We start from the raw sequence: 23890 nt of genomic DNA on the forward strand, positions 1-23890 counted from the left end.
ACGAGTCAGTCAATGAAATAAGACGTTACGCTCAAGATGGCAAGCCCGAGATCGCAGGCGATCAAAAAAGGGGAGACCCGATGTCGTTTATTTCCTGCGCGACCTTCCGGCGCCGCACCCCTTTCAGCCTTGGCATCGCGCTGGCGCTGCTGCTCGCGGGCTGCGCCGGCGCGCCGCGCGATGTCGCGCCGGCCAGCCCAATTTCCCAGAACCGCCGCGTCGAAATGCTGGCGGCGACGACGCGCCGCCCGTCCAGCGAGCCCGGCGAGCTGTATTCCGGCGAACGCGGCGGCGCGATCTCGTTCGACCAGGTTGTCGTCACGACGCCGCCGCAGCCCGATCCCCAGCAGACTCTCACGCGGATCGACTCAACGAAATTCCAGTCCGAGCGCGACATCCGCGCCTGGGTTGTGCGCCACAGCGCGACCAAGCGGCGCGTGCTGCTCTATGTGCATGGGTTCAACACCTCGCACAGGGACGCCGCGTTGCGGCTGGCGCAAATTGTCCGCGACGGCGACATCGCGGCGGCGCCGGTGCTGTTCTCCTGGCCGTCGCGCGGCGGCGTGTTCGATTATCTCTATGACAAAGAGAGCGCGAATTATTCGCGCAAGGCGTTGGAAACCTTGATCTTGCAGGCGTCCGAAGGCCCGGATGTCGCCGATGTCACCATCATCGCCCATTCCATGGGCGGCTGGCTCACGGTCGAAGCCTTGCGGGCGGTCGCCTTGAAGAAGAACGGCGTTCCCGCCAATATCCGCAACGTCATTCTCGCCTCGCCCGACATCGACGTCGATGTGTTCCGACGGCAATGGCTGGAGATGGGGCCGCGACGGCCGCATTTCACGCTGATCGCCTCCAATCACGACAAGGCGCTCGACCTGTCGCGCTGGCTGTCGGGCGGCGTCGAACGCGTCGGCGGCGTCGACCTCACCCCCTACCGCGCCATGCTGGCCAGCCTCAACATTTCGGTGATCGACACCAGCGCCATCGATTCTGCGGACCCGCTGGGCCATAGCGACTTCGCCGACAGCCCCGAAATCGTTCGCCAGCTCGCGCGGCAGGTGGCGGGGCGGGACCAGTCCGAGCGATCCATTTTCTCCGCCGCCGCCGGCGCGGCGTCGCGGAACCTGTCGGCGCCGGCGCCCGTGGCTCCGCCTGCGCTGATCGAGCCCGGGCGCGCGCCCTCGCCCGAGGCGATCCCGCTGGCGGAAATGAGCAAGCTGCGCAACGGCGAAATCGCCTACTGATCGAAACGCCAGGAGACGGACCTTGGATACTGCATGGCTCACGGCGGTTTCCGCGCTGCTTGGCTCGGCGATCGGCGCCTTCGCGTCGATCCTCACCACCTGGCTGACGCAGCGCTATCAGGCGACGGCGAAGGAACGCTCCAACGAGCAGGCGCGGCTTGAGCGGCTCTATGTCGAATTCATCGAACAGGCGTCCATCGTTCTGGCGGACGCCTTGCTGGAGACGACGCTGAAAGAGCCGAAGAAAATCATGCCGGTCTATGCCGCGCTGGGCAAGCTGCGTCTGTTCGCCTCCGCCCGGACTTTGGCGGCGGCGGAGCAAGCCATGGAAAAGATTATCGCCACTTACTACGATCCCTGCCTGGATTTTGACACGCGGCCCGACAATCCGGACGAGCTGGATCTTCTACGCCCCTTCGAGGAAGCCTGCCGCGCCGAATTGCGCGGGTTATGATGGCGGCGGAAAATCAGACGGGAAGCACACTGCCGCGGCAAATGGCGCAATTGCTTGCGGTGATCGGCGAGTCCGACGCGCGCGCGAAAATCTTCGCGCTGCTGGGCGCGCTGGTCGCGGTCGTGGTCGCCACCGCCTATGCGCAAATTATCCTCAACGCCTGGAATCAGCCGTTTTACGACGCGCTCGCCCGCAAGGACGCCGGCCTGTTCGTCGACCAGCTTGTCGTCTTCGCCAGGATCGCCGGCTTCATGCTGGTTCTCAATGTCGCGCAAGCCTGGCTGGCGCAGCACACCAAAATCGCCTTGCGCTGCGCCGTCGCCGACCGCCTGCTGTCGCAATGGCTGGCGCCGTTGATCGCGGTGCGATTGTCGCAAGCGGGGGAGGTCGGCGAAAATCCCGACCAGCGCATTCATGAGGACGTGCGCCACCTTGCCGAACTGACCACCGATCTCGGCGTCGGGCTGCTGCAATCCACCCTGCTGCTGCTGACCTTCGCGGGCGTGCTGTGGACTCTGTCCGGCAGCCTCACCCTGGCGATGGGCGACCGCGTCTTCGCCGCGCCGGGCTATATGCTGTGGTGCGCGCTGCTGTATTCGGGGCTGGCGGCGCTATTGAGCTGGCGCGTCGGCCGCCCGCTGATCCGATTGAACGAGAACAGATATTCCGAGGAGGCCAAGCTGCGCTCCGCGCTGGTGCGCGTCAGCGAGGAAATCGAGAACATCACCATCAACGGGGCGGAATCCGAGGCCGCGGGCGCGCTGAAAAAGCTGTTCGCCCAGGTGGTCGCGGTGATGAAACGGATCGCCTTCGCCACCACCGGGCTGACCTGGGTCACGGCGGGCGTCGGCTGGTTCGCCATTGTGGCGCCGATTCTGATCGCCTCGCCCGGCTATTTCCGCGGCGACATGACGTTCGGCAAGCTGATGATGATCGTCGGGGCGTTCAACCAGGTCCAAGGCGCCCTGGGCTGGTTCGTCAACAATTTCTCCGCCATCGCCGACTGGCGCGCGACCTTGTCGCGCGTGGTCGGATTTCACGGCGTGCTGACGCGTCTCCAGACGGTCGGGGAGGCCAGCCGCATCGAGGTCGAGGGCGGGCACGAAGACTCATTCGTCCTGACCGATCTGTGGATCGCGACGGCCGGCGGGCGGAAACAGCTGGGCGACCGCCATCTGGTGGTGCAGGCCGGCGACCGCGTCGCAATCACCGGCGACGCCGAAAGCGAACGCGCGCTCTTCCTCGCCATCGCCGGCCTGTGGCCATGGGGCGGCGGCCATATTGCGCGGCCGCACCGGCAGTCGATCGTGTTCATGTCGCGGACGGGCTCAGTGGCGCCGGGTCGGTTGCGGCTTTCCCTGACCTTTCCGCACCCGCCGAACGCCTATGACGATCAAACGCTGCGCGCGGCGCTCACCGCCGTCGGCCTGGAGCGTTTCGCCCACGCCATCGATGTCGAAGACCGCTGGGATCGCCGGCTGTCCGACGATGAAAAGCAGCGCGTCGCCATGGCGCGCACGCTGCTGGTCAAACCGCGCTGGCTGGTCATCCATCGCGCGCTCGCCTCATTCGATCCGACCTCGCTGGCGCGCATCGCCGACACGTTTTCCAACGAGATGCCCGATGTCGGCGTGATCTACATCGGAGATCCGCCCACGCCGAAGTTTTTCACCCGCGCGGTGGATTTGGCGGCGCAGGATGCGACGGCCCCGGCGACGTCGCACGCGGGCGTCGCGCCCTCGATGCCGGAGACGACACGCCCGGCGCGATCAATAATACTATAATTCTATAAATTTTGTTGACTATAAAACCGCATTGTCCAATCATGAGCGCGGAATTCGGAGCGGCCTGATGGTCATGCGTGTCGAAACGGGATGGAACGAGGTCACCGGCTTTGCCGGCTTCGCTCTGTTTCTGACCGCCGTCAAAGGGTCAGCCGATCCGTGTAGCAAGGCGATGGCCTGACGCCATCGCCGCAAGGCCTGTGACCCGCCGGGCCGACCCTCCAAGGCATTTTCGCCCTTTTCGCTGCGCTCACGCATGAGGAGCAGACGCATGACGTCGTCCCCCATTCAATCCCACGGATCCCTGAGACGGAACCACCTGTCCTTCACCGATGTGGTCGCCCAGGCCATTGGCGTGGTTTCGCCGACGGCGACGCCCGCCATCGTCGCCTCGCTGGTTTTCGCCAGCGCCGGCAATGGCGCATGGCTGGCCTATGTGTTCGCCACCGTGGCCATTCTGTTCCTGTCGCTCAACATCAATGTCTTCGCCAAAAGGTCGGCCTCGCCCGGCGCGCTTTATTCCTTCGTGGGCCAGAGCCTCGGCGCCTTCTGGGGCAGCGTGGCCGGCTGGTCGCTGTTGATCGCCTATCTGTTCTGCGCCGGCGCGGTGCTGTCGGGCGCGGTCAATTACGCCCTGGTGCTGCTGCATCTGGCTTTCGGCGCGTTCGACGACGTGATTCCGTCCCTCATCCTGGCGCTCGGCTTTGTCGCCCTGGCCTGGGCCATCGCCTGGCGCAGCATCAAACTTTCGACGCGGCTGTCGCTGTCGCTGGAGGGCGTCACCGTCGCCGCGATCCTCGCCATTCTCGCCGTCCTGTTCATCAAGCACGGCGCGGCCGTCGACAAGCCGCAACTGGCGTTGGAAGGCGTGACGCTCAACAGCCTGCAACTCGGCCTGGTGCTCGCCTTCTTCAGCTTCACCGGCTTTGAAAGCGCCGCCGTCCTCGGCCACGAGGCCAAGCAGCCGCTGCGCGTCATTCCCCGCGCGGTGATCGCCACCGTGCTGGCGCTGGGCGTGTTCCTGGTCGCCACCACTTATGGGCTGGTCGCAGGATTCCAGGGCGCGGCCACGCCGCTCGACAAATCCGACGCGCCGCTGTCCTTCATCGCCGACAGCATCGGCCTCGGCTTTCTCGGCCCGGTGATCGCCGTCGGCGTGATCGCCAGCTTCTTCGCCTCGGTGCTCGGCTGCGTCAACGCCAGCGCCCGCATCATCTACGCTTTGTCGCGCCAGGGCGTCCTCTACACCAAGGCCGGCGACGCCCATGAGGCCCACGCCACGCCGCACATCGCCATCGCCATTTCGGCCCTGCTCGTGATCGTGCTATTCGCGCCGCTGGCCGCCCTGGGCGTCAAGCTGATGGACGTCTATGGCTATCTCGGCTCGATCTCCACTTTCGGCTTCCTGACGGCCTATCTGCTGGTTTCGATCGGCGCCCCGCTGTTCCTGAAGCGCCGCGGCGAACTTAAGGCGCGGCATGTCGTTTTGTCCGCGGTCTCCGTCGTGCTGGTCGGCATTCCCTTCGTCGGCGTGCTCTATCCGGTCCCGGATTACCCGCTGAACCTGCTGCCTTATGTCTTCGTCGGACTGCTGTGGCTGGGCGCGTTCTACTTCAACTTCCTCCGCCATCGGCGGCCGGAAACGCTGGCGCGGATCGAGCGGGAGCTTGAGGCGTCCTCCGATCTGCCCAAGGCCCAGCCCGCCGAATGAACCAGCATCCGAAGCCCCTGGGCGGGCGCGCCGATTGGGTGGAGGCCGACCGCCTCCGCCTGCTTCACCCCCAGCATCACCCCAGCGACCACCGCGACCCCACGCTGTGGGCGGCAGGGGAGGGGCCGTACCTGATCGACCATCGGGGCCGCCGCTATTTCGATGGCCTGAGCAGCATGTGGAACGTCCATCTCGGCCATGGACAGACCGAACTGGTCGAAGCCGCCGCCGCGCAAATGCGCACGCTGGCCTATGCGACCTGCTATGCCGGGGCGACGCACCGCCCCGCCATCGAACTGGCGGAGCGTCTGGCCGAGGTGGTCTATCCCGCAATCCAGGCGTTCTATTTCACCAGCGGCGGCAGCGAGGCCACCGACAGTTCGATCCGCACCGCCCGCTATTTCTGGCGGGCGCAGGGCAAGCCGGGCAAGAGCAAGATCATCGCCCGCGCCTTGTCCTATCACGGCTCGACCATGGGGGCGTCCAGCGCCACCGGGGTCGAGGAATTTTCGCAACCCTTTGGTCCGCGTCTGCCGGGTTTTCTGCATATCGGCTCGCCCGATCCCTACCGCTTCCCCGTTCCCGACGATGGCCGCAGTCAGGGCGAGGCGGCGGCCGACGCGCTTGAGGAGGCGATCCTGCGCGAGGGCGCCGGCACCGTCGCCGCCTTCATCGCGGAGCCGGTGCAGGGCGGGGGAGGGGGGGTCATCGTTCCCCAGAACGATTACTTCCGTCGCATCCGAAAAATCTGCGACCGGCATGACGTCTTGCTGATCAGCGACGACGTCATCACCGGATTCGGGCGCAGCGGGCGCTGGTTCGGGCTGGAGCATTGGGGGGTGGAGCCGGACATCGTCCAATTCGCCAAGGGAATCACCAGCGGCTATTTCCCGCTCGGCGGCATTGGCGTCTCCGCCCGCATCAAGCAGGTGCTGGACGAGGCGCCGCCGGCGCAACGCTGGTGGCACGGCTACACCAACGCAGCCCATCCCGTCGCCTGCGCCGTCGCGCTGGCCACGCTGCGGCTGATGCGGCGCGACGACCTGGTCGCGCGAGCGAAAAGTCTGGGGGAGCGGCTGCTGGGCCGGCTGAAGTCCAATCTGTCGGACCATCGCCATGTCGGCGACATCCGGGGACTCGGTCTGCTGGCCGGCGTCGAACTGGTCGCCGACCGCGCCAGCAAAACGCCGTTTCCCGCCTCGGCCGACGTCGCCGGCAAATTGCGCGCGGAGCTGATGAAACGCGGGCTTTGCACCCGCGTCCTGCCGGACATCATCTGTCTCGCCCCTCCCTTGATCAGCAGCGAACAGCAGATCGACTTCGTCGCCGACGCCGTCGCCGAAGCCATCGACAGCCTTTTCGCATGAATGGAATTTCTCACATGACCCGCATTCCCCCGATCATCCCGGAAAACGCCACGCCGGCGCAACGCGCCGACTATGACAAGCTGGCGAAAGCCCACGCCGTCACCAACATGAAGGCGGCGCTGCTGCATTCGCCGGTCGCGCTCGACGCCGTGTTGAAATGGTATGACCTGTTCGCGCGGGTGAAGCCGTTTCTCGGCGAGCGCCTCGCGATCCTGTTCTGCGACGCCATTTCGCGGCAGAACGCCTGCGAACTCTGCGCCACCTTCATGAAGCGCGAGATCGTGCAATGGGGCGAGGACCCGAACGATCTGAAACTCGACGAACGCGAGCAGGCCGTGGTCGATTTCGGCCGGCAACTGGCCAAGGACGCCAACCGAGTGTCGGACGCGCTCTACGCCCGGCTGGCCGCGCATTTCACGCCGGCGCAGATCGTCGAACTCACCGTGTTCGGCGGGCTGATGATCGTCAACAACCTGTTCAACAGCGCCCTGCAAATCCCGGTGGACGAGTCGCTCGATCCCTACCGGATCGACCCCGAAACCTATTTCGCCTGAGACTCATCATGAGCCAACGTCAACTCAGCTTCGACACCCTGCAACTGCACGCGGGGCAAACGCCGGACCCGGCCACGGGCGCGCGGGCGGTTCCGATCTACCAGACCACATCCTTTATCTTCAAGGATTTCGCCCAGGCCAAGGGGATCAGTTCGGCGGAGGAGGCGGGCTACGACTATACCCGCATCATCAACCCGACCAATGAAGTGCTGGAAAACCGCATCGCGGCGCTCGAAGGCGGCAGCGGCGCGCTGGCGCTCGCCTCCGGCTCCGCCGCCACAGCCACCACAATCTTGAACATCACCCATGCCGGCGACGAGATCGTCGCGGCCAAGACGCTTTATGGCGGCAGCTTCAACCTGTTCGTCAACACTCTGCCCAAGCACGGCGTCAAGACGACCCTGGTCGATCCGATCGACCCCGAAAATTTTCGCCGCGCGCTGACCGAGCGCACCAAGGCGATCTTCGTCGAAACCATCGGCAATCCCGACATCAACATCATCGACTTCGAGGCGGTGGGGCGCATCGCCGGGGACCATGGCATTCCCCTGATCGTCGACAACACGTTTGGCACGCCCTATCTGTTCCTGCCGTTCAACTATGGCGCCAACATTTCGGTCCACTCGGCGACCAAATATATCGGCGGCCATGGCACGAGCATTGGCGGATTGATCGTCGACGGCGGCAATTTCAACTGGGGCAATGGCAAATTCCCGGATTTCACCACGCCCGACCCGGCCTACAGCAATTTCATCCATTGGGAGAAATGGGGTAATCAAGCGTTCATCGTGAAGGCGCGCCTGCATTACCTGCGCGACATCGGCGCCTGCCTCAGCCCGTTCAACGCCTTCCTGTTCCTGCAGGGGCTGGAGACCCTGTCGCTGCGGCTGCGGCGGCAGGTTGAAACCACCCAGCGCATCGCCGAATTTTTGCAAGCCAGCCCCGATGTGGATTGGGTCAATTACCCCGGCCTCAAAAGCAGTCCCTATCACGCCCTGGCGCAAAAATATCTGCCGAAAGGGCCGGGCGCGATCCTGACGTTCGGCATCAACGGCGGGTTTGAGCGCGCGAAAAAATTCATCGAAGCGCTGAAGATTTTCTCGTTCCTGGCCAATGTCGGGGATTCCAAATCGCTGGTGGTGCATCCCGCCACCGTCACCCATGGCCAATTGACCGAGGCCGAGCAAAGGCTGGCCGGCGTCAAGCCGGAACAGATCCGCTTCTCCATCGGAACCGAAGACCCCGACGATCTCCTTTGGGACGTTGCGCAGGCCTTCGCGGCCAGTCGCTGACCGCGCCCGATCATCCGCACGGCAGGGCGGCGCCCGCATCGGGATCGGTCGCCAGATGCAGCCGGTCCGCGCCGATGCGCGCGAAGCGCAGCAAGAGGCTTCGCCGCGTCGCGCCGGCGAGGCGGTGCAGCGGGGCGTCGCGCAGGATCGCCCCGCCGAAGGCGTCGGCGACGATGAGTCCCGCATCCGCCGGCAGGCGTTCCTGCGGCATGGTCAGGTCCACCGCGAAGAACAGCTTGTCGCAATGCGCCCGATAGTCGGACCACTTTTTGTCCGCCTGAAAATCTTCGACGGAAGACTTGATCTCGACAATCCAGATTTCGCCATCGGCGCCCAGGGCCATCAGGTCGGCGCGGCGACCGCTGGGCAAGGGAACCTCGGTCAGGCTGGCGCGGCCCGCCGCCCGCAGCAGCCGCTGCGCGCCGCGCGTCACCGCCAATGTCGTGGCCGGGCGGGAAACGGGCGTTATCCCGGTTCCTGGCGTTTCGTCATGGAAGGCGATCCCTTGGCTGGTTCAGGGGGAAGCTTACAGCGTTTTCCACCACGGCGGAACCGGCGCCGAAGCGCCGGGTCTCTTAACGGAAGGCGTGAGACAAGGCGGCATGTCGAATATTGCGCGTCCGAGGAGGCGGATTGGCGGAGGCGCAATGAATATGCAGCGCGAGCGCGCACAGCAGCAAACTGGCGATCATGAAGCTCAAGGGATCGTTGAGGAAAGTCTGATCCGCGACGCCGGGCGCATGCGAGGCGAACAGCGTGTGATTGACCATGCCCAGCGCCGTCAGAACCACCGCGGCTCTGAGCGTCACGACGCGCGCGCGCAAAAGTTTGGCGTCGTAGCGCAAAGTCCCGGCCTGTCGGCCCGCGCCGACGCTGGCGATCCGCCTGCGGCAGGCGTGAATGCACCCCATGGCGATGCGATGGCACCCATAGGCGATCGTCAGTCCCAAGCCGAACACGCCGAGATCCGAGGCCACGGACACCAGGCCGAGCGTCGGCGACTGGTTGAACAGCAGCGCGTCGGCTTCCAGCGTCGACAAGCCGGAAAACGCGTAAAGGATCATGGCGATAAAATGCGCCCCATAGAGGACGATGGCGCCATAAAGCGCGTTGAATCCCGTCTTGCGTTCAAATGTGGGAATAACGCGCATGAAAACGCCATCCATCAGCAGTTCCGACAGGCGGAATATTGTGTGCGTGAATCTGTCCTGTGACATCCGGCCGGGTGACTCTTTCTTTGAGATCAGACGTTTAGATTTCGTCGCGACCTATAGCCCGGCAAACTGGGAATGGCGAGTGTGACGCGCGTCAGGAGAAGGCGATTTCTTTCGATACGGCGTCTTGTATGACGTCAGAAGGAGGTGGAGGAGGACTCCATTCCCGGCGTTTCCTCGGAAGGAGACGCCGTCCGCTCGCACGCGTCCCGCGCCAGACCATCAATAAAGTCCAGAACGTCTCGCAAGACCGGCGCGCGCCAGCGCACCCCGCGTCCGATTGCGACGACCAGCCCGACATGGCCGACGCCGCCATATTCGATCAAGCGGGCGGTCGCGCCCGCCTTGCTCAGGGCGCCGGCGAAATCCTGGCCGTTGAAGCGCCCCACCGTATCGTCGGCGCGGCCGTAAAGCAGCAGGCTTGGCGGAGCGTCGGCCCGCGCATGGGCGACCGGGCGCGCCCGGTCGGGATGGCCGGCGGCCGGAGCAAAAATGTCGCGGGTCGAACTCCATGTCGTCGGATCGAAGGCGTAAGGCCCGGCCAGACCCACAAGACCCGCCGGCGGCGGCGCGTCCGGAGCGAATTGCATACGGTACGTCGGATCGAGCGCCAGCAGCGCGGCGATATGGGCGCCCGCCGAATGTCCCATCAGCACGACCGGCTTAGGGCCGTCTGCGAGGCGATGCGCGTGCGCCCAACCGTAGGCGCGCGCGGCGTCCTCCATGAAATCGGGAAAGCGGGCCGAGGGGTAGAGCCGATAGTCGGGAATGATTGTGGTGAGGCCCTGCGCGGCCAGCGCGGTTCCCACGAAACGGTAAATCTCGCGGGCGCCGTCGCGCCAGCCGCCGCCATAAACGAAAAGCACGCGCGCATTCCGGTTGCGGCGCGGGTCCGCTTGATAGACGTCGAGACGGTGGCGCGCATCGGGACCGTAGGTCGCCCCTTTATGGACGACGATTCCACGCTCCGACGCCAGCACGTTGAACAGGCGAGCAAATTCGGCCTCGCGCTTCGAACGCGCGCGTTCGCCAAGGCGCGCGAGCGCCGTCTTGGCGCCGCTCACGCCGCCCCTCTTACAGGCTGATGCTCCGTGATGCGCGCTTGGCGCACAAGTTGATCTCGCATGGCTCCAGCTCGCCACCAGGCCGCGTTTGCACGCGCCAAACGTCAGGCAAACCCGCCACGGCCCGGAGAAGTTCGCCAAAGCGTATCTGCACCGATTCTGGCGAATCGGCCAAGCTCATCATGCGATCGAAAGCTTGCCGGCCCGACGGGCTGACGCGCCCCGGCGTCCCAATCCGCGCCCGGACGAGGGCGGGGCGGGGAACGCAAGCGCGGGCTGCGCGTTATCCGGCGATCGCGCCGGTTGAGCTCGCCGGCCGGCGCGCGCCGCCAAATGTCATTTTATGGGAGAAAGCCATGCACAGAATTTTCGCGTCGTTGATCTCCGCCGCGGCGCTTGCCGTTTCCGTCCATGGGTTGCGCGCCGAGCCGTACTGGCCAAGCGCCGCGCGGGTCTATTTCATTGCGCCGGCCAATGGCGCCGTCGTCGACAAGACTTTCGAGGTGAAGTTTGGATTGGTCGGCGCGGGCGTGGCGCCGGCGGGCGTGGACAAGACGGGCGTGGGCCATCATCACCTGTTGATCGACACTGAGACGCCAAAAGGCGACGAACTCGATCAACCGCTGCCCGCCAGCGCTCAGATCAAGCATTTCGGCGGCGGGCAGACCGAGACCCGGCTGGAATTGCCGCCCGGCCGGCATAAACTGCAGCTGATCCTTGGCGACGGCAACCACATTCCCCACGATCCTCCGGTGACTTCGGACGTGATCGAGATCGAGGTGAAGTAATCCGCTCAGGCGCTTGATCGGGTCCGAGCGCGGGGCGATCCCGCGGCTTCGGGTCCGATCGGTCGGGCGATTCTGGAAGCCGCTGTGAAAGGCGCGACGCGCCGAATTATGTCGTCCCTGACTTCGTGACCATCCCCCGGCCTGTCGGCCGGTCTGGATCGTTGTCGCGGGCATAGATGTTTTCATGGGCGTTGCGGACGAACCCAAGCGAGCCGCTCGCCCGGCAGCGCGCGAAGTGCAACGACAACGGCAAGCGTTTGCAGGCCGGGCAGATTCGCTCGTACGCCCGCAAAATGGGTTCAACCTCGCGTGTCATCATGGCGGCGGCCTCAAGCAGCTCAAATTTGGCGATCGGACCTGAAACGTGACGGGCTTGATTCAGTTCCCATCGGCGCCGCGCCGCAACATGATCGGCGCCGAACAGGGAGGCCCATCCCGGTCTCGCGTCGGCGCAGGAGCACATAAAAGCAAGCTCGGGCGGAACCAATTTGCCGCCAGCAAGCTTATCGCCTCGGGGAATATCGGTTACGATTCCGCAAACGGCCGCGACCAACAGCGGCGGCGGGGGGAAACATGCTGGCGATGCCCGAACCCGATCGGGCCGTGCTCGCGCGTCGCGCTGAGATCATCGCGGCGTTGCGAAAAATCGCGCCCGGCGAAGGCGTGATCGACGGCGAACGCGAGCGACGCGCTTACGAGTGCGACGCGCTGACCGCCTACCGGCAAACCCCGATGGTCGTCGTTCTGCCGGAGACGACCGCGCAAGTCGTCGAGATCCTGCGTTATTGCAAAGCCAATGCGATCCGCGTCGTGCCGCGCGGCGCCGGAACCTCGCTGTCGGGCGGCGCCCTGCCGCTCGCCGACGGCGTGCTGCTGGGCATGAGCAAGTTCAATCGCATTGTGGAGATCGACGTCGCCGACCGTTGCGTGGTCGCCCAGCCCGGCGTCACCAATCTGGCCATTTCCCACGCCGTGCAGGGCCACGGCCTCTATTACGCGCCCGACCCTTCGAGCCAGATCGCCTGCAGCATTGGCGGCAATGTCGCCGAGAACTCCGGCGGGGTCCATTGCCTGAAATATGGCCTCACCACCAATAATGTGATCGAAGTCGAATTCGTCACCATCGACGGCGAAGTGATCCGTCTCGGCGGCAAGCATTTCGATTCCGGCGCGCTCGACCTGCTGGGCGTGCTGGTCGGGTCGGAGGGCTTGCTTGGCGTGGTCACGGCGGTCACGGTGCGCGTCCTGCCCACGCCGCCCGGCGCGCGCGCTCTGTTGATCGGCTTTCCGAGCGTGCGCGGCGCCGCCGATTGCGTCGCCGCCGTGATCGGTTCGGGGATCATTCCGGGCGGCATGGAAATCATGGACAAGCTCGCGATCGAAGCCGCCGAGGCGTTCGTCCACGCCGGCTATCCGCTCGGCGCCGAGGCGCTGCTGATCGTCGAACTCGACGGCTGCGCCGCCGAGGTCGATCATCTCGTCGCCCGCGTGGAAAAGATCGCCGCCGACCATGGCGCCGCCAGTTGCCGCGCCAGCCAGAGCGAACAGGAGCGCCTGCTGTTCTGGGCGGGGCGCAAGGCCGCTTTTCCGGCTGTCGGCCGCCTCTCGCCGGACTATCTGTGCATGGACGGAACCATACCGCGCAAGGAGATCGGCGCGGTCCTGCTGCGCATGAAACAACTGGAAGCGAAATATGGATTGCGCGTCGCCAATGTGTTCCATGCCGGCGACGGCAATCTGCATCCCCTGATCCTTTATGACGCCAACAAGCCCGGGGAACTCGAGCGCGCCGAACGATTTGGCGACGACATTCTTCGGCTCTGCGTCGAAGTGGGCGGCGTGCTCACCGGCGAGCATGGCGTCGGCGTCGAAAAGCGCGACCTGATGGACGTGATGTTCGACGAGATCGATCTCGCCCAGCAGCAGCGGCTGAAATGCGCCTTCGACGAGGCGAATTTGCTCAATCCGGGAAAGGTGTTTCCAAGATTGTGCCGCTGCGCCGAACTCGGCCGGATGCATGTGCGCGGCGGCGCCTTGCCCCATCCCGATCTGCCGCGATTTTGAGGCGCGCCGTGACGCTGCATCGCCCCCATGACGCGCGCGAGATCGCGGAAATCGTCCGCCACGCCGGCGCCGAAAACCACACATTGGAAATCGTGGCGGGCGGCAGCAAGCGGGCGTTCGGCCGGCCCGTCCGCGCCGCGCAGCAACTGAACCTGTCCAAGCTCGCCGGCCTCGTCAGCTACGAGCCACGCGAACTGGTGCTGACCGCGCGGCCCGGCGCGCCGCTGGCCGACATTGATGAGGCGCTGCGCGCCGAAGGCCAGATGCTCGCTTTCGAGCCGCCGCAATGGCTGAATCTCTTGGGCGGCGCCGGAACGCCCACGCTCGGGGGCGTGCTGGCGTGCAATCTGTCGGGTCCGCGCCGCCTGCGCGCCGGCGCCGCGCGCGACTTCATCCTGGGCTTCTCCGCCGTCAACGGACGCGGCGAAATGTTCAAGGCCGGCGGCAAGGTGGTGAAGAACGTCACGGGCTTCGACCTGAGCAAATTGATGGTCGGTTCCTTCGGCGCCCTGGCGATCCTGACCGAGGTCACGCTAAAAGTCGCGCCGCGCCCGGAGACGCAATGCACGCTGCTGCTGCCCGGCCTCTCCGACGCCAAGGCGTTCGACGTGATGGCCCGCGCCCTCAACACGCCGCACGAAATCTCCGCCGCCGCGCATCTGCCGGAGCTTTCCGCGCGACGCGCCCACCTCGCCGCCGAGGGGCCGCTGACCGCGCTGCGGCTCGAAGGCCCCGCGCCTTCGGTCGCTTATCGGGCGGCGGAAACAGAAAAACTATTTGGCGGCGGCGTTCGGCTGGAGGCCGAGGCGTCAGCGCTTTTCTGGCGGGAGGTCGCCGAAGTGCGGGCGCTGCTGCCAGATGGCGCGCCCCTGGTCTGGCGCGCCTGCCCGACGCCGAGCCGCGCGGCGGCGATCGTGGCCGCGGTTCGGGAAAAACTTCCCGGCGCCGAGGCGTTTTATGAATGGGGCGGCGGCCTCGTCTGGTTGAGCCTGGACCCGGCCGAGGCCGGGCCGGACTGCGGCGCGGCTGTGGTGCGCGGCGCGCTGGACGGGCAGGGCCACGCCACGCTGGTGGTCGCGCCCGAAACGGCGCGGGCCAGCGTCGAGGTGTTCCAACCCGTCGAACCGGCGCTTGCGGCGCTGGAAGCGCGCGTGAAAGCCGGTTTCGATCCGCTTGGCTTGTTCAATCCCGGACGGATGCGAGAGGGCGTGTGACATGCAGACCAGTTTCTCGCTGACTCAACTGGCCGATCCCGACGTCGCCTCGTCCGAGCAGATTCTGCGCGCCTGCGTCCATTGCGGCTTCTGCACGGCGACCTGTCCCACCTATGTGCTGCTCGGCGACGAGCTCGACAGCCCGCGCGGCCGCATCTACTTGATCAAGGACATGCTGGAAAACGGCCGCCCCGCCGAACCGGAGGTGGTCAAGCACATCGACCGCTGCCTGTCGTGCCTGTCGTGCATGACCACCTGCCCGTCGGGCGTCCATTATATGCATCTGGTCGACCACGCCCGGCATCACATCGAGAAAACCTATCGTCGGCCCTGGCTTGACCGCCTGTACCGCCGCGCGCTCGGCTTGGTTCTGCCGCGCCCCCGGCTGTTTCGTCTGGCGCTGCTGGGCGCGGCGATGGCGCGGCCCTTAGCCCGCCTCCTGCCAAAAATTCCGCGTGCGGCGCTGGCGATGGCGCCCAAGGCCGCCGGCCGCGCCCGAGACGCCGCCGCCGCGCCGGAGCCGCGCGGCGCGAAACGCCGTCGCGTCGCGCTGCTGACCGGCTGCGCCCAGACCGTGCTGTCGCCGCAGATCAATGCGGCGACGGCGCGCATCCTGGCGCGGCATGGCTGCGAGGTGATCACGCCCCAGGGCGCCGGCTGCTGCGGCGCGCTCAACCATCATCTCGGCCAGTCCGAGGGCCTCGACTTCGCGCGAAAAAACATTCGCGCCTGGACGCGCGAAATCGCGCGCGGCGGCCTCGACGCCATCGTCATCAACGCCTCCGGTTGCGGCGTGACGGTCAAGGATTACGGTTTTATGTTCCGCGACGATCCCGAGCTGAAGAACGACGCGGAAAACGTCTCGGCGCTGGCGCGCGACATCACCGAATTTCTCGCCGAGATCGGCCTGCAAGACCCGGTCGCGCCGACGGGAGCGCGCGTCGCCTATCACAGCGCCTGTTCGCTCCAGCACGGCGCCCGCGTGACGCAGGCGCCACGCGACCTGCTGCAGCAGGCCGGCTTCGCCGTGTTCGTCCCTCCCGAAAGCCATCTCTGCTGCGGCTCCGCCGGAACGTATAATCTGTTGCAGCCCGACATCGCGGTTCGCCTGCGCGACCGCAAGGCGGCCCATCTGGAAAGCCTGCGGCCCCAGGTCATCGCCGCCGGCAATATCGGCTGCATCGTCCAGATCGCCTCCGCCACCGCCATTCCCGTCGTGCATACGGTCGAACTGCTGGACTGGGCGACGGGCGGTCCAAGGCCGAAAGCGTTGCCGTCGGCTGTCTGTTCCTGAACTCACCGGCCGATCCACACTTCGACGCGGCGGTTCTTCGCCTTGCCGGCCTCGGTGTCGTTGCAAGCGACCGGCGCCATATAGGACAGCGACCGCACATTGGCGTCCGAGACCCCGAGGCCGCTGGCCTTCTTCAGGGCGTTGGCGACGATCTGCGCGCGGCGCTTGGCCAGCTTCAGATTCTTGGCCCAGCCGCCGTCCGTGTCGGCGAAACCGACCACGAGGAAGGGCTTTTCCGCGATTTCGGCGCTGGAAAGGAATTGGCCGAGCCGTTTGACGTCGCGCAGCGCCAGCGTGTCGAGGTTGGCGTCATTGCTGCGAAAGCGGAGTTCGACGGAGGCGCGTCGCATGCTGCTCATGGCCGAGGCGAAGAATTTCGTCGCATCGGCGGGGACGTCGTCATTCGCGCCCAGGAATGCGCGGGGCGTGTTGACGATGACCTGCGTGCGCGCGTCCTGCTCGGCCGCATCCTGAAATTCTATCTCCGATCCGACATAGCCGGCCTCGACCTTGAGCGCGCTGGCCTCGTCGGACAGAGAAAATCGGAGAAGGTCGCTGGCGACCGGCGATTGCGGCCGCCCGAGCGTATAGGCGAACAGACGCCGCGAAATGGGGTATTCCTCCGTCTTGGTCGAGAAGGCGGTGGGCGCGCTGACAATGCCGCAGGCGGAGGCGATGCGCACGGTGACGTTATCGCCGGCGTAAAGCGCCTCGACAAAGCCGATCCCGCCGGGATCGCGCGCGACATTGCTCGACAGCAGTTCGCTGGATTCAAAAGATTTGGCGCTGCGCGCGATCTGCTGTCCAGAAGGGTCGAGCACCTTGGCCTTCATCAGGTCGAACGTGCCGGACTTGTCGTCGCGCCGATAAATCGTCACGGGCAGGTCGGGGCCGCCGACCTCGCGCCAGTTGGCGATCGCGCCCGAGAACAGCCGCGCGCTTTGCTCCAGCGTGAGCTGCGCCACCGGATTGGCGGCGTTCACGATCACCGCGCCGGCCCCCAGCGAAAGAATGTGTTCGTTGTCCGGCGCAAACATATCGACCTGGTATTTCTGGTCGAGCGCCGCCGCCTCGTCGGCGCTGATCGGCCGCGAGGTCATGGCGATTTGCGCCTTGCCCGACAGCAGCGCGCTCGGTCCCGTCGCCGAGCCATGCGCCTGAAAGTCAATGATCGCCTTTGTCGCGCCGCCCTGCACGAGCGTGATTTCTTTTTCCTCGGCATTGGTGATCTTCACCACGGGATCGGCGCCATAAGTCCTTTTCGCAAAGGCTTCGATCAGCATGGGCATCATGCGCTCGCCGATCGTGTTGGAGCCGTAAACGCCGAAACGATCCACGCCGTCCGCGCGCTGCGCGGGCGCAGCCGCCCCTGCGGGTGTGCGCCCGCCGCAAATGCACGGATCGACATTGACCGAGCAGACGCTGCTCGCCGGATATTGCAGCGGCGTCGCCGAGCCCGGCACGTAGAGCTGGAAATTGCCGCCCCGGCTTTCAAACCGTTCCGCCTTGATCTGCGAACCGTCGACAAAACAGAACGAGGTCGAGGCCGGTTGCGCGGCCGCGGGCGCGGCGGCGAGCGTCAGACCGAGAGCGAGAAAGGCGATGTTCGGCAGGGCTGGCATCTTCAGTCTCCGGCGGATCATGGGGGTTTCTGCGAGCAGCCGGAGGCGAGCTGCCCGGTAATGGCGACGCCGATGGCCGAGGCGCAATCGGGATAACGCATCTCGATCCGCCGCTCCGTCGCGCCGACATGGCCGTGCGCGACAAAGCTCGCATTGCCCCGCACCGATGCGCGCAAGTCGCCCGAGGCGTCGATTTCCCCCTCCCATTGAACCGGCGCAGGCGGCAGACTGGCGGCGAGCGGAGCCTTGTGCCGCCACTGAATGCGGCCCCCGCAGGCGGAAATGTCGATGCGCTGCCGGACGACGCCGCAAGCGGGCGCAGGCGCGGCGTCGCCCAGGTAATCGCCGTCGGCCAGCGGGGTGGCCGAGGGGGCCGCCCTCGGTTTCGCGCGCTCGCTTTCGCGCACGCAGTCCTGAAGCCGGGCTGTTTCGAGCTGCAAGGCTTCGCTGGAGTGAAGGCCCGTGGGAAAATCGCGGCGGTATTGCGCGAGGCAGCTCTGAGCCGCACAGGCCGAAGACGCGGCGGCGGCGCAGGATTTCGCCACATCGAACGACTGTTCGTCGCGCGCGAAGGCGCAACCGAGCGTCAGGCGACCCGCGGTGGAATCGAGATCGGCGCGCGAGGCGCCATTGGGAAAGCGCTTGCGGTAATCCGCGAGGCAGGCGCCGACGTCATTGCAAAGGTCGCCCCCCTTCTGCTTGGCGGCGATGCAGGCGCGCGCCGCCGCCGCCGCATCGGCTTCGGCGGCGCCCTGGGCGTGAAGGCGGCCGGAATAAACGAGGAGGAGGGCAGCCAGGATGACCGCGGCGAGCGTTCGGTCGCGCCGCCGCCAGCAAGGCGTGCGCGCCAACGCCCAAAGGCGCCGCAAGGAGAGCAGGGTCAATTTTCAACCCCTCGTCTGGCTATCTTGCGCGACGGCGAGCCGTCGCAAACTTAACCCCAACGATTCTCTTGCAACCTTTGTTCCTGGCGAAAGGTCACGGCCTCCGATTGATTGGGTTCTAAGGCCGATCCTGCAGAAAATCCGGAGGCGCGCGCGCCTCCGGCGATGTCATTCGGCGGGCGCGGCGGCTTCGACCGCAACGGCGGGCGAGGGGAGGGGCGACAGCCGCATCTCCATGCGCCGCGCCAGCACATAGAACACCGGCGTGAGGAACAAGCCGAACAGGGTCACGCCCAACATGCCGAAGAATACGGCGACGCCCATGGCGTGACGCATTTCGGCGCCGGGCCCGGAGGAGAACACCAGCGGCGCGACGCCCATGATGAAGGCCATCGACGTCATCAGGATCGGACGCAGGCGCAGGCGCGCGGCCTCGACCGCGGCGTCCGCCGTCGCGCGTCCCTGCCGTTCCAGTTCGCGGGCGAATTCCACGATCAGGATCGCGTTCTTGCAGGCGAGGCCGATCAGCACGAACAAGCCGATCTGCGTGAACAAATTGTTCTCGCCGCCGGTCAGCCAGACGCCGGCGATCGCCGCCAGCAGCGACATCGGCACGATCAGGATGATCGCCAGCGGCAGGAACAGGCTTTCGTATTGCGCCGCCAGCACGAGGAACACCAGCAGCACGCAGATCGGGAACACCATCAGCGCCGTATCGCCCGACAGAATCTCCTGATAGGTCAGCTCGGTCCACTCGTAATCCATGCCCTTGGGCAGGGTGTCGGCCAGGATTTTCGCGATCGCCGCCTGCGCCTGTCCGGTCGAGAAGCCGGGCGCGGGCGCGCCGTTGAGGTCGGCGGAGCGAAAGGCGTTGTAACGCATGGCGTTGTCTGGCCCGGTGGTCTCGCTGACCCGTATGAAGGCGCCCAGCGGCGTCATCTGACCGTCGGCGTTCCTGGTCTTCAGCCTGAGAATGTCGTCGGGGCGCGAGCGATAGGGCTTGTCGGCCTGGACCGTCACCTGGTAGGTGCGGCCGAATTTATTGAAATCGTTGACATAAAGCGATCCGAGATAGATCTGCATGGCGTCGAAGGCGTCCTGCGCGTCCACGCCCAACTGCATCGCCCGGGTGCGGTCGAGATCGGCGAACAGCTGCGGCGTGCCGATGTTGTAGCTCGAGAACGCCCGCGACAGTTCCGGCGTTTTCGCGCTCTGCGCCAGCACGGATTTCAACGCCGCGTTCAACGCCTCGTAGCCTTGGTCGGTGCGGTCCTCGATCTGCACCTTGAAGCCGGCGATGGTCCCCAGCCCCTGCACCGGCGGCGGCGGGAAGATCGCGATCATCGCGTCGGAGACGCCGGCATATTTCGCCTGCAGTTTTTGCGCGACGGCGAAGCCCGAGAGGTCCGGGGTCTTGCGGTCCTCGAACGGTTTCAACGTCACGAAGACAATCCCCTCGGACGGGCTGTTGATGAACCCGTTGATCGACAGGCCGGGGAAGGCGACCGCGCTCTCGACGCCCGGTTCGCGCAGCGCGATGTCGGACATTTCGCGGATGACCTTTTCCGTGCGCTCCAGCGTCGCGCCGTCGGGCAGCTTGGCGAAACTGACGAGATATTGCTTGTCCTGCAGCGGCACGAAGCCGTGCGGCGTGCGCGCGAAGATCAGCGCGGTCCCGCCCAGCAGCACGACATAGACCAGCAGCGCCGCCGACTTGTGGCCGAGCAGTCCGCGCACGCCGCCGCCATAGCCGTTCGATCCCGCATGGAACAGCCGGTTGAAGCGGGCGAAGAACCCGCCGAACAGCCGGTCCATCCCGCGCGTCAGCCGGTCCCGGGGGGCGTCGCGACCGCGCAGCAGCAGGGCGGACAGGGCAGGGGACAGGGTGAGCGAATTGAAGGCGGAGATCAGCGTCGAGAAGGCGATGGTGAGGGCGAACTGGCGGTAGAACTCGCCGGTCAACCCGCTGATGAAGGCGATCGGCACGAACACCGCGCAGAGCACCAGCGCGATGGCGACGATCGGCCCGGTCACTTCCGACATGGCCTTGACGGTCGCCTCGCGCGGCGACAGGCCGTTCTCGATATTGCGCTCGACATTCTCGACCACGACGATGGCGTCGTCCACGACAATGCCGATGGCGAGCACCAGGCCGAACAGCGACAGGGCGTTGATGGAGAACCCCGCCGCCAGCATGATGGCGAACGTGCCGACGATGGAGACGGGCACGGCGAGCAGCGGGATGATCGAGGCGCGCCATGTCTGCAGGAACAGGATCACCACCAGCACCACCAGCGCCACGGCCTCCAGCAGCGTGTGCACCACGGCTTCAATGGAGCCGCGCACGAAAATGGTGGGGTCATAGACGATGCTGTAGTCGAGGCCTTCCGGGAAATTCTTCTTCAACGCCTCCATGGTGGCGCGGACCCGGTTGGAAATTTCGATGGCGTTGGAGCCCGGCGCCTGGAACACCGGAATCGCCACCGCCGGCTGGTTGTCGAGCAGCGAGCGCAGGCCATATTCGGAGGCGTCGATCTCGACGCGCGCCACGTCGCGCAGCCGCGTCACGACGCCGGCCTCGCGCTTGACGATGATGTCGGAAAACTCCTCCTCGGTGGTGAGCCGGCCCTGCGCGTTGACGGGCAGTTGCACCTCGACGCCCTTGCCATAGGGCGGGCCGCCGATCACGCCGGCGGCGACCTGCACGTTCTGGCGGCGAATGGCGCCGACCACCTCGTTGGCGGTCAGGCCGCGTTCGGCCACCTTGTCCGGGTTGAGCCAGATGCGCATGGCGTAGTCGCCCGAACCGAACAGCTGCACGCTGCCGATGCCGGGGATTTTCGCCAGCTGGTCTTTGACGTTGAGCCGGGCGTAATTGCGCAGATAGAGCATGTCATAGCGCGCGTCCGGCGATTTCAGATGCACGACCATGGTGAGGTCGGGCGAGCTTTTCGTCGTGGTCACGCCGAGCTGCCGCGTCACCTCGGGCAGGCGCGGCAGCGCCTGGTTGACGCGGTTCTGCACCAATTGCGTGGCGAGATCGGGATTGGAGCCGAGCCGGAAGGTGATGGTGAGCGTCAGCGTTCCGTCGCTGGCGGCCTGCGAGAACATGTAGAGCATGTTCTCGACGCCGTTGATTTGCTCCTCCAGCGGCATGGCCACGGTCTCGGCGATGATTTTGGGATTGGCGCCGGGGAACAGCGCCTTCACCACCACCGACGGCGGCACGACCTCGGGATATTCCGAAATCGGCAGCTGGAACATGGCGAGCAAACCGGCGAGCAGGATCGCCACCGAGATCACCCCGGCGAAGACCGGCCGGTCGACGAAAAACCTGGACAGGTTCATGGAATTCTCCCCGGAGGCTGTCAATGCGCGGCGGCTTCGCGCGTGCGCACCAAAGTGTCGGGCCGCACGTGCTGCAATCCGTCCACGACAATGCGGTCGCCGGCGTTCAACCCGGCGCGCACGATGCGGCGCCCCTCGTCAACCTGCGGACCCAGGCTGACTTCGCGATAGGCGACCTTGTCGTCGGCGCCGACGACGAAGACGAATTTCTTGCTCTGGTCGCTCTGAATGGCGCGCTCCGGCGCCAGCACCACGCGCTGTTCGGCGCTTCCGGCGAGGCGCACCGAGACGAACATGCCCGGCACGAGCGCGCCGTCCGCATTGGCGAAGCGGGCGCGGGCGCGAATGGCGCCGGTGCCGGTGTTGATGCGGTTGTCGAAGCTGGAGATCACGCCGGGTATGGCGGAAGCGTCGCCGCCTTCGGGGAACACTTCGACGGGAATGGCTTTCTCCGCCTGCGCTTGTTTCGCCGCCGCGCGAACCGTGCGCAAATAGGTCTGCTCATCCACGTCGAAATCGACGTAGATGCCGTTCTGCGACACGATGGACGTGAGCAGCGGCGCGTTGGCGCCCGATTGCACGAGATTGCCTTGCGTGATCTCGGCCCGGCTGATGCGGCCGGAGATCGGCGCCTTGACATAGGCGTGGTCGAGATCGATCCGCGCCTGCCTGAGCGCGGCTTCGGCGGCCTTGATGTCGGCGTCAGCCACCCGCGCCGCATTGGCGCGGGCGTCGAAATCGCGTTGGGTCAGGGTCTGGTTGCCGATCAGGCTCTTGGCCCGCTCCAGATCCTTGCGGCTGTATTCGGCCCGCGCGGTGGCGGAGGCGAGATTGGCCTCCGCCCGCGCCGCCGCCGCTTCATAGGGCTGCGGGTCGATCACCAGCAGCACCTGTCCCGCCTGAACCGTCTGGCCGTCGACGAATCTGACATCGACGATCTTGCCGCTGACCTCCGGGCGGATCTCGGCGTAATCGACCGCGCGCGCCCGGCCGGAGAACGACGACCAGACGCGGATGTCGCGCATGGCGAGCGTTTCCACGCTGACCGGCACGGCGGCGGGCGGCGGCTTGACGTCGGCCCGCGGCGCCGTGGTTCCGAACGCCAGCGGCCCGAGGGCGCCGGCCCCGGCCAGCGCCGCAATCATGAAAACCTTGTGTGTTGAAATTGGCATGGCGTCGTCTTCCAAATGGTGCCGCCGGCTCAGCGCAGGCCGCCGGTGACGTGAAGGGTTTCGCCCGTGACGTAGGCGCTGGCGTCGGAGGCGAGGAACAGCACCGGCCGGGCGATTTCCTCGACCTTTCCGACCCGGCCCATCGGCGTGACGGATTCGATCCAGCCGCGCATGTCGCCCTGGTCGAAGCCGGCGGTCTTGACGCCCTCCGTGACGATCATGCCGGGATTGACGGCGTTGACGCGGATGTTTTTGGACGCCAATTCCTTGGCGAGCACGGCGGTGACGGCGTCGACGGACGCCTTGGTCGCCGAATAGACCGCCGAGTTCGCCGGCAGGATCGTCGAGACGCCCGAGCTGATGTTGACGATGGAGCCGCCTTCGGGCCGGAAACGCCGCGCCGCCTCCTGCGTGGTCAACAGCAGGCCGAGCAGGTTGAGATTGAACTGCTTGTGGAAATGGTCGGGCGTGATCTGGTCGAGCGGCGCGAATTCGTAAACGCCGGCGTTGTTGACCAGAACATCGATGGGGCCGAACGCCTCGACCGCCTGCGTCACCAGCGTCTTCGCCCCTTCGGGCGCGGTGAGGTCGGCCTGGACGGCGGCCGCCTTGCCGCCGGCGGCGGCGATGTCGGCGACAACCTTGTCGGCGCCGCTTTGATCCGAACTGTAGTTCACCGTGACCTGCGCGCCATGGGCGGCGAGGGTGCGGGCGATCTCCGCCCCGATACCCTTCGAGGCGCCGGTGACGATGGCGTGTTTGCCTGCGAGCGTAGCGGTCATGTTGAGGTTCCTTCGATGAGGGGACCGGCGAATAG

At 66.1% G+C, this 23890-nt stretch carries 20 protein-coding genes; 11 read left to right on the forward strand and 9 right to left on the reverse strand.

Annotated features, from left to right (window positions below):
* The first annotated feature begins 80 nt into the window (after positions 1–80).
* The 7 genes from CFB24_RS00860 (at position 81) to CFB24_RS00890 (ending at position 8409) form a co-directional block, all read left to right on the forward strand.
* Positions 81–1247, forward strand: coding sequence for an alpha/beta hydrolase (locus tag CFB24_RS00860; protein WP_170068152.1), 1167 nt, complete (start codon positions 81–83; stop codon positions 1245–1247).
* Between the two features lie 22 nt (positions 1248–1269).
* Positions 1270–1701 (forward strand): hypothetical protein, encoded by a 432-nt coding sequence (locus CFB24_RS00865; RefSeq protein WP_088518678.1) that lies wholly within the window; start codon positions 1270–1272, stop codon positions 1699–1701.
* Positions 1701–3485, forward strand: a complete 1785-nt coding sequence (locus CFB24_RS00870; RefSeq protein WP_158255205.1) for an ABC transporter ATP-binding protein/permease — start codon at positions 1701–1703, stop codon at positions 3483–3485. The genes CFB24_RS00865 and CFB24_RS00870 overlap by 1 nt, the downstream gene beginning before the upstream one ends.
* Before the next feature lie 271 nt (positions 3486–3756).
* A complete protein-coding gene (locus CFB24_RS00875) occupies positions 3757–5196 on the forward strand; it encodes an APC family permease (RefSeq protein ID WP_158255204.1) in 1440 nt (479 codons plus the stop codon).
* Complete coding sequence (locus CFB24_RS00880) at positions 5193–6563, forward strand: aminotransferase family protein (RefSeq protein WP_088518681.1); 1371 nt, start codon at positions 5193–5195, stop codon at positions 6561–6563. Before CFB24_RS00875 ends, CFB24_RS00880 begins: the two co-directional genes overlap by 4 nt.
* A 14-nt stretch (positions 6564–6577) precedes the next feature.
* On the forward strand, positions 6578–7117 hold the full coding sequence (locus CFB24_RS00885; protein WP_088518682.1) for a carboxymuconolactone decarboxylase family protein: 540 nt from the start codon (positions 6578–6580) through the stop codon (positions 7115–7117).
* 8 nt (positions 7118–7125) lie between these two features.
* Complete coding sequence (locus CFB24_RS00890; protein ID WP_176440402.1) at positions 7126–8409, forward strand: O-acetylhomoserine aminocarboxypropyltransferase/cysteine synthase family protein; 1284 nt, start codon at positions 7126–7128, stop codon at positions 8407–8409.
* A gap of 10 nt (positions 8410–8419) precedes the next feature.
* Here the strand turns inward: CFB24_RS00890 and CFB24_RS00895 are convergent, their stop codons facing one another.
* The 3 genes from CFB24_RS00895 to CFB24_RS00905 all read right to left on the reverse strand — a co-directional run bounded on the left by CFB24_RS00895 (position 8420) and on the right by CFB24_RS00905 (position 10687).
* The gene (locus tag CFB24_RS00895; RefSeq protein ID WP_425332295.1) at positions 8420–8911 is read right to left on the reverse strand and encodes an MmcB family DNA repair protein; all 492 of its coding nucleotides are present in this window, start codon (positions 8909–8911) and stop codon (positions 8420–8422) included.
* Between the two features lie 73 nt (positions 8912–8984).
* Positions 8985–9560 (reverse strand): hypothetical protein, encoded by a 576-nt coding sequence (locus tag CFB24_RS00900; protein ID WP_141098304.1) that lies wholly within the window; start codon positions 9558–9560, stop codon positions 8985–8987.
* 200 nt (positions 9561–9760) lie between these two features.
* The gene (locus CFB24_RS00905) at positions 9761–10687 is read right to left on the reverse strand and encodes an alpha/beta hydrolase (RefSeq protein ID WP_158255203.1); all 927 of its coding nucleotides are present in this window, start codon (positions 10685–10687) and stop codon (positions 9761–9763) included.
* A gap of 356 nt (positions 10688–11043) precedes the next feature.
* Between CFB24_RS00905 and CFB24_RS00910 the strand changes: the two genes are divergently transcribed.
* Positions 11044–11475, forward strand: a complete 432-nt coding sequence (locus tag CFB24_RS00910) for a DUF4399 domain-containing protein (RefSeq protein WP_088518686.1) — start codon at positions 11044–11046, stop codon at positions 11473–11475.
* Between the two features lie 106 nt (positions 11476–11581).
* Here CFB24_RS00910 and CFB24_RS00915 read toward each other — a convergent pair whose 3' ends face one another.
* Positions 11582–11962, reverse strand: a complete 381-nt coding sequence (locus tag CFB24_RS00915) for a hypothetical protein (protein ID WP_141098305.1) — start codon at positions 11960–11962, stop codon at positions 11582–11584.
* An 86-nt stretch (positions 11963–12048) separates the two neighbouring features.
* Between CFB24_RS00915 and CFB24_RS00920 the strand changes: the two genes are divergently transcribed.
* Genes CFB24_RS00920 through glcF form a run of 3 tightly spaced genes read left to right on the forward strand, consistent with a single transcriptional unit; the run spans position 12049 to position 16047 of the window.
* Positions 12049–13539: an FAD-linked oxidase C-terminal domain-containing protein gene (locus CFB24_RS00920; RefSeq protein ID WP_088518688.1), complete on the forward strand. Its 1491-nt coding sequence runs from the start codon at positions 12049–12051 to the stop codon at positions 13537–13539.
* Positions 13540–13547: 8 nt separating this feature from the next.
* Positions 13548–14753, forward strand: a complete 1206-nt coding sequence (gene glcE / locus CFB24_RS00925) for a glycolate oxidase subunit GlcE (RefSeq protein ID WP_088518689.1) — start codon at positions 13548–13550, stop codon at positions 14751–14753.
* Between the two features lies 1 nt (position 14754).
* Positions 14755–16047, forward strand: coding sequence for a glycolate oxidase subunit GlcF (gene glcF / locus CFB24_RS00930; RefSeq protein ID WP_088518690.1), 1293 nt, complete (start codon positions 14755–14757; stop codon positions 16045–16047).
* Between the two features lie 2 nt (positions 16048–16049).
* Here the strand turns inward: glcF and CFB24_RS00935 are convergent, their stop codons facing one another.
* The 5 genes from CFB24_RS00935 to CFB24_RS00950 form a co-directional block, all read right to left on the reverse strand.
* Entirely contained in the window at positions 16050–17669 is a 1620-nt protein-coding gene (locus tag CFB24_RS00935) for a phosphate ABC transporter substrate-binding/OmpA family protein (protein ID WP_158255202.1), read from the reverse strand.
* Positions 17670–17686: 17 nt separating this feature from the next.
* The gene (locus CFB24_RS22940; protein ID WP_158255201.1) at positions 17687–18553 is read right to left on the reverse strand and encodes a hypothetical protein; all 867 of its coding nucleotides are present in this window, start codon (positions 18551–18553) and stop codon (positions 17687–17689) included.
* 168 nt (positions 18554–18721) lie between these two features.
* The gene (locus tag CFB24_RS00940; RefSeq protein ID WP_088518692.1) at positions 18722–21901 is read right to left on the reverse strand and encodes an efflux RND transporter permease subunit; all 3180 of its coding nucleotides are present in this window, start codon (positions 21899–21901) and stop codon (positions 18722–18724) included.
* 20 nt (positions 21902–21921) lie between these two features.
* Positions 21922–23073: an efflux RND transporter periplasmic adaptor subunit gene (locus CFB24_RS00945; protein WP_088518693.1), complete on the reverse strand. Its 1152-nt coding sequence runs from the start codon at positions 23071–23073 to the stop codon at positions 21922–21924.
* 29 nt (positions 23074–23102) lie between these two features.
* Complete coding sequence (locus CFB24_RS00950; protein WP_088518694.1) at positions 23103–23855, reverse strand: SDR family NAD(P)-dependent oxidoreductase; 753 nt, start codon at positions 23853–23855, stop codon at positions 23103–23105.
* Between the last annotated feature and the right edge of the window lie 35 nt (positions 23856–23890).

The organism is Rhodoblastus acidophilus, assembly GCF_900187365.1.
Taxonomy (GTDB): Bacteria; Pseudomonadota; Alphaproteobacteria; order Rhizobiales; family Beijerinckiaceae; genus Rhodoblastus; species Rhodoblastus acidophilus.

What these genes read in the sequence shown, in the direction of transcription:
- CFB24_RS00940 (WP_088518692.1), bottom strand. Translation starts at nt 21,901, where the DNA reads ATGAACCTGTCCAGGTTTTTCGTCGACCGGCCGGTCTTCGCCGGGGTG.
- CFB24_RS00885 (WP_088518682.1), top strand. Translation starts at nt 6,578, where the DNA reads ATGACCCGCATTCCCCCGATCATCCCGGAAAACGCCACGCCGGCGCAA.
- CFB24_RS00860 (WP_170068152.1), top strand. Translation starts at nt 81, where the DNA reads ATGTCGTTTATTTCCTGCGCGACCTTCCGGCGCCGCACCCCTTTCAGC.
- CFB24_RS00935 (WP_158255202.1), bottom strand. Translation starts at nt 17,669, where the DNA reads ATGCCAGCCCTGCCGAACATCGCCTTTCTCGCTCTCGGTCTGACGCTC.
- CFB24_RS00945 (WP_088518693.1), bottom strand. Translation starts at nt 23,073, where the DNA reads ATGCCAATTTCAACACACAAGGTTTTCATGATTGCGGCGCTGGCCGGG.
- CFB24_RS00950 (WP_088518694.1), bottom strand. Translation starts at nt 23,855, where the DNA reads ATGACCGCTACGCTCGCAGGCAAACACGCCATCGTCACCGGCGCCTCG.
- CFB24_RS00900 (WP_141098304.1), bottom strand. Translation starts at nt 9,560, where the DNA reads ATGCGCGTTATTCCCACATTTGAACGCAAGACGGGATTCAACGCGCTT.
- CFB24_RS00910 (WP_088518686.1), top strand. Translation starts at nt 11,044, where the DNA reads ATGCACAGAATTTTCGCGTCGTTGATCTCCGCCGCGGCGCTTGCCGTT.
- CFB24_RS00890 (WP_176440402.1), top strand. Translation starts at nt 7,126, where the DNA reads ATGAGCCAACGTCAACTCAGCTTCGACACCCTGCAACTGCACGCGGGG.
- CFB24_RS00880 (WP_088518681.1), top strand. Translation starts at nt 5,193, where the DNA reads ATGAACCAGCATCCGAAGCCCCTGGGCGGGCGCGCCGATTGGGTGGAG.
- glcF (WP_088518690.1), top strand. Translation starts at nt 14,755, where the DNA reads ATGCAGACCAGTTTCTCGCTGACTCAACTGGCCGATCCCGACGTCGCC.
- CFB24_RS00870 (WP_158255205.1), top strand. Translation starts at nt 1,701, where the DNA reads ATGGCGGCGGAAAATCAGACGGGAAGCACACTGCCGCGGCAAATGGCG.
- CFB24_RS00875 (WP_158255204.1), top strand. Translation starts at nt 3,757, where the DNA reads ATGACGTCGTCCCCCATTCAATCCCACGGATCCCTGAGACGGAACCAC.
- CFB24_RS00920 (WP_088518688.1), top strand. Translation starts at nt 12,049, where the DNA reads ATGCTGGCGATGCCCGAACCCGATCGGGCCGTGCTCGCGCGTCGCGCT.